Source organism: Citrobacter sp. S55_ASV_140, from assembly GCF_018919505.1.
GTDB classification, from domain to species: domain Bacteria; phylum Pseudomonadota; class Gammaproteobacteria; order Enterobacterales; family Enterobacteriaceae; genus Citrobacter; species Citrobacter werkmanii.
Genome location: NZ_JAHLQZ010000250.1, coordinates 1 through 4,777, shown reverse-complemented (window position 1 = coordinate 4,777; position 4,777 = coordinate 1). Strand labels below are relative to the sequence as shown.

Sequence of the window (4,777 nt, the reverse complement as noted above, 5' to 3'; positions counted from 1 at the left end):
GGGCCTGCCGGTACTGCTCTCACTGTTTGGTTTACTGACGAGGAAAAAATAATGGGCAACATGACGCTGTTTATCGTTGGTATCGCCATATTATCTCTGGGAACGTATTTAATGCGTTTAGGCGGAGCAAAACTGGGGAGTCGTTTAGCGTTCTCGGAACGCTCGCAGGCCCTGCTTTCTGATGCCGCAACGGTATTGCTGTTTTCCGTCGCGCTGGCAACCACCTTTTATGAAGGTGAACACTTTGCTGGAATGGCGCGTGTTCTTGGGGTTGGCTTCGCGGTCTTTCTCGCCTGGCGCAAAATGCCGCTGATCGTGGTGATCGTTGCCGCCGCTGTGGTGACCGCGCTGTTGAGGATGGCGGGCATAAACTAAAAAAGCGCCTCAAAGGCGCTCTTTCTACAGTACTGAGGTATCTTATTTCAGCAGTTCAGCGGTCATGTGCACGCGGTTACCGGTGTAAGCCTGGGTGATTTTATAATCGCTGGCGCCTGCACGTTCAGCCTGAGCGGCAATGCTTGCTTCAGCACTTTCCAGCGTAGAACCCGTTGCGGTAACAGTCTGAGCAGCGAATGAACCGAAAGAAGTAGCCAGAGCGATAACTGCGACAAAAGTTTTGATGCTTTTCATGATATAAACCCTTTAACTTAGTTGTTTGAGTAAGGCACCGTGCCTTGATGTGATAAATAATAGCCATCTCATCACACAACTAAAAGCGGAAGGATTTGCCTGTCTTATTCAAATTATTTGAGTGATAAAATGTCAATTGAACACACGCAAACATTATTGCCAGGCCATCGAAAAAAGCGACAACCTGCGGGTGCCTGGTTGCATCTCCAGGGTAAGCCTCAAAACAAGATATACTTTCTGCATCATGGCGTTGCACGTGCGGTGTACCACGCAAACAACGGCGTTGAAAGGGTTAAAGAGTTTTACTTTGCCGGGGAGTACTGCTTTCTGTACCTGAACTGGCTGACCAAAACGCCTGCTGATTACAGTCTGCAAATGATTACCGCAGGAGAAACCAGCGAAATTTCTTTGGCTTTGCTGGATGCGCCGGAAAATCAGGATATTAAGACCCAGCTACTGATTCAGCAATTGATCTACAAAGAGAAAAAAGAGCAAATGCTGCTGCTCAATACCCCAGAGCAGCGCTACCGGTATGTACAAACACACTTCCCGGACTGGGAGTCGCAGCTCACTCAGCGCGATCTCGCCAACTATATCGGTATTAATCCCGTTAGCCTGTCTCGTATTCGCCAGCGTCTTAACAAAAGCTAACGCCTTATGTGAATGCGTCGAGTATTGTCCCGCCACTCTGCAACGGTTGGCGCACATTATGAACGCATTTCTTCTCTCTCAGATTCTGGCCGGTATCAGCTTCTTGCTGGATATTTCCGCTTTTCATTTTCAACGCCGGGCCATCACCTTATCTCTGCTCACCACCTCCACTTCCCTGCTCGCTATCCATTTCTATCTTTTGGATCAAAATGCTGCGGCTGGGTTAATGGTCATCGCCGCATGCCGCTACGCGACGGCCATCGTCACATTTCACCGCTGGGCTATGTGGGGATTTATGCTGGGGTCGCTGCTGTGTAGCGTTTATCTTTGGCAAAATCTGTCGAGCATTTTGCCGCTGATGGGAAGCCTGCTGATGACCTTTGCGTCGTTTCAAAAACGCAGTGGGAAACTACGCGGATACACATTGTGCGGCAGTCTGTGTTGGCTACTGAACAATGTGATTGTCGGCTCGCCCGTTGCCGTAATAATGGAACTGGCATTTTCAGGCAGTATCCTGGCCGCCTGGTGGCGTCACTTCGCGATCAGACGCTCCGGATGCGTATAGATTGTCGCCCTGCCTGGTTTGCAAAAACCCACCAGCGTCAGGTTACAGCGTTCGGCAACTTCCACCGCGAGCGTTGTCGCCGCAGAAACGGCAAACAAAATCTCCACGCCGCACATTGCCGACTTCTGCACCATCTCGTAGCTGGCGCGGCTGGAAACTAATACCGCGCCCTGTTGCCAGGTTTCCCCTTCGAGCGCCCGACGCCCCAGCAGTTTATCCAGCGCGACATGACGCCCAACGTCTTCATGTCCACCTGCCAGATGACCTGAAAGCTGTACCCATGCCGCCGCGTGCGTGCAGCCGGTCAGTTGCCCCACGGGCTGGTAATCATGGAGATGCCTTAAGGCGTTATCGAGGAGCGCCAGATCAAAAGTCTGGGTAAATGCCAGAGGCTGGACCGGTTTGCCGATGTCATTGAGCTGCTCCACGCCACACACACCGCAGCCGGTGCGACCAGCCAGTGCGCGACGACGCTCCTTCAACCCCATAAAACGGCGGCTGGATAGCTCAATCTGAACTTCTAATCCGTTGCAGGAAGGAACCACGTCCATCCCGTAAATATCTTGCGGGGACTCAATAATGCCTTCAGAAAGTGAAAAACCCATCGCGAAATGCTCAAGATCTTTCGGTGACGCCATCATCACCACATGTGAAATTCCGTTATAGACCAGCGCAACAGGCACTTCTTCAGCGACCTCATCAGGCTGAGGATGTTGCAAATCCTCGCGCTTCCAGAGCGTCAATTGGCGCGATCCTGTCGGAGATGTCACATTCTTAATGTTTTCTTGAATAATCTTATTCACTTTCTTTTAACCATATTGGAACACGCATACCAACATTGTGGTATTCTTTACAAATCCCTCCTGGACGGAGGGAAATTCACCCAATTCTGGACCTTTGCGGTCCCGTCCGCAAAGAAAAATAACAACCACTTCCCACGCGTTGGCATGGCAGAAATGCGAAGGGAATGTGACAATGTCGAAACAAGGAGCAAACCATGCAGGTCAGCAGAAGGCAGTTCTTTAAGATCTGCGCTGGCGGTATGGCAGGCACCACGGCAGCAGCACTGGGCTTTGCACCCGGTGTAGCGCTCGCGGAAACACGGCAATATAAACTGCTGCGCACCCGCGAAACCCGTAACACCTGCACCTACTGTTCCGTTGGCTGTGGGCTGTTAATGTACAGCCTCGGTGACGGAGCAAAAAACGCCAAAGCATCCATCTTCCATATTGAAGGGGACCCGGATCACCCGGTGAACCGCGGCGCGCTGTGCCCGAAAGGCGCAGGTCTTGTGGACTTCATCCACTCTGAAAGCCGTTTGAAATTCCCGGAATACCGCGCACCAGGCTCAGATAAGTGGCAGCAAATTAGCTGGGATGAAGCATTCGACCGCATCGCTAAGCTGATGAAAGAAGACCGCGACGCTAACTACGTTGCACAAAACGCCGAAGGCGTAACCGTTAACCGCTGGCTTTCCACCGGGATGCTGTGTGCATCCGCTTCCAGTAACGAAACCGGCTATTTGACGCAAAAATTCTCCCGCGCGCTGGGTATGCTCGCGGTCGACAACCAGGCGCGTGTCTGACACGGACCAACGGTAGCAAGTCTTGCTCCAACATTTGGTCGCGGTGCGATGACCAACCACTGGGTCGACATTAAAAACGCCAACCTCGTTGTGGTGATGGGCGGTAACGCCGCTGAAGCTCACCCGGTCGGGTTCCGCTGGGCGATGGAAGCGAAAATTCACAACGGCGCCAAGCTGATTGTCATTGATCCTCGCTTTACGCGCACCGCAGCGGTGGCTGATTTCTATGCCCCAATTCGTTCCGGTACTGACATTGCCTTCCTGTCAGGCGTCATGCTGTACCTGCTGAATAACGAAAAATTCAACCGCGAATATACCGAGGCCTATACCAACGCCAGCCTGATCGTGCGTGAGGATTATGGCTTCGAAGATGGCCTGTTTACCGGCTACGACGCGGACAAACGCAAGTATGACAAAACCAGTTGGAACTATGAGCTGGATGAAAACGGCTTCGCCAAACGCGATGTGACTCTGCAACATCCGCGCTGTGTATGGAACCTGCTCAAACAGCACGTCTCCCGCTATACGCCGGACGTCGTAGAGAATATCTGCGGTACGCCGAAGGCCGATTTCCTGAAGGTCTGTGAATACATCGCAGAAACCAGCGCCAAAGACAAAACCGCATCGTTCCTGTACGCGCTGGGCTGGACGCAACACTCCGTGGGTGCGCAAAACATCCGTACGATGGCGATGATCCAGTTGCTCCTCGGCAACATGGGCATGGCCGGCGGCGGCGTTAACGCCCTGCGTGGTCACTCCAACATTCAGGGACTGACCGACCTTGGTCTGCTGTCACAGAGTCTGCCGGGTTATCTGACGCTGCCAAGCGAAAAACAGACCGACCTGCAAACCTACCTTGCCGCCAACACGCCAAAACCGCTGCTGGAAGGCCAGGTAAACTATTGGGGCAATTACCCGAAATTCTTCGTTTCGATGATGAAAGCCTTCTTTGGCGATAAAGCGACAGCGGAAAACAGCTGGGGCTTCGACTGGCTGCCGAAGTGGGATAAAGGGTACGACGTCCTGCAGTACTTCGAGATGATGAACCAGGGCAAAGTGAATGGCTATATCTGCCAGGGCTTTAACCCGGTCGCCTCATTCCCGAACAAAAACAAGGTTGTGGCTTCACTGTCCAAACTGAAGTATCTGATCACTATCGACCCGCTCAACACGGAAACCTCCACCTTCTGGCAGAACCATGGTGAGTCGAACGATGTTGATCCGTCGAAAATCCAGACCGAAGTAGTCCGTCTGCCGTCCACCTGCTTTGCCGAAGAGAACGGTTCGATCGTCAACTCTGGTCGCTGGCTGCAGTGGCACTGGAAAGGCGCGGATGCCCCAGGGAT

6 protein-coding genes are annotated in these 4,777 nt (G+C 52.7%); 4 read left to right on the top strand and 2 right to left on the bottom strand.

Annotation, left to right across the window (positions count from 1 at the left end; genetic code table 11):
- Positions 1-51 precede the first annotated feature (51 nt).
- Positions 52-375, top strand: coding sequence for an AzlD domain-containing protein (locus KQJ18_RS21645; protein ID WP_038635909.1), 324 nt, complete (start codon positions 52-54; stop codon positions 373-375).
- Between the two features lie 42 nt (positions 376-417).
- On the opposite strand, the gene KQJ18_RS21640 is transcribed toward KQJ18_RS21645, so the two are convergent.
- Positions 418-630, bottom strand: coding sequence for a DUF1471 domain-containing protein (locus tag KQJ18_RS21640; RefSeq protein ID WP_038635907.1), 213 nt, complete (start codon positions 628-630; stop codon positions 418-420).
- Between the two features lie 261 nt (positions 631-891).
- Here KQJ18_RS21640 and KQJ18_RS21635 point away from each other — a divergent pair, with 261 nt between their 5' ends.
- On the top strand, positions 892-1,281 hold the full coding sequence (locus KQJ18_RS21635; RefSeq protein ID WP_346014726.1) for a Crp/Fnr family transcriptional regulator: 390 nt from the start codon (positions 892-894) through the stop codon (positions 1,279-1,281).
- A gap of 58 nt (positions 1,282-1,339) precedes the next feature.
- The gene (locus KQJ18_RS21630; RefSeq protein WP_216422713.1) at positions 1,340-1,846 is read left to right on the top strand and encodes a YgjV family protein; all 507 of its coding nucleotides are present in this window, start codon (positions 1,340-1,342) and stop codon (positions 1,844-1,846) included.
- Here KQJ18_RS21630 and fdhD read toward each other — a convergent pair.
- Positions 1,813-2,649: a formate dehydrogenase accessory sulfurtransferase FdhD gene (fdhD, locus tag KQJ18_RS21625; protein WP_085049712.1), complete on the bottom strand. Its 837-nt coding sequence runs from the start codon at positions 2,647-2,649 to the stop codon at positions 1,813-1,815. The genes KQJ18_RS21630 and fdhD overlap by 34 nt on opposite strands.
- Positions 2,650-2,843: 194 nt before the next feature.
- Between fdhD and fdnG the strand changes: the two genes are divergently transcribed.
- Positions 2,844-4,777: formate dehydrogenase-N subunit alpha (fdnG, locus tag KQJ18_RS21620; protein WP_216422712.1), on the top strand; the 1,934-nt coding region annotated here is incomplete at its 3' end.

Bases quoted from the DNA above. Each gene is read 5' to 3' on its own strand.
- KQJ18_RS21645 (WP_038635909.1), top strand. From the start codon at position 52: ATGGGCAACATGACGCTGTTTATCGTTGGTATCGCCATATTATCTCTG.
- KQJ18_RS21640 (WP_038635907.1), bottom strand. From the start codon at position 630: ATGAAAAGCATCAAAACTTTTGTCGCAGTTATCGCTCTGGCTACTTCT.
- KQJ18_RS21630 (WP_216422713.1), top strand. From the start codon at position 1,340: ATGAACGCATTTCTTCTCTCTCAGATTCTGGCCGGTATCAGCTTCTTG.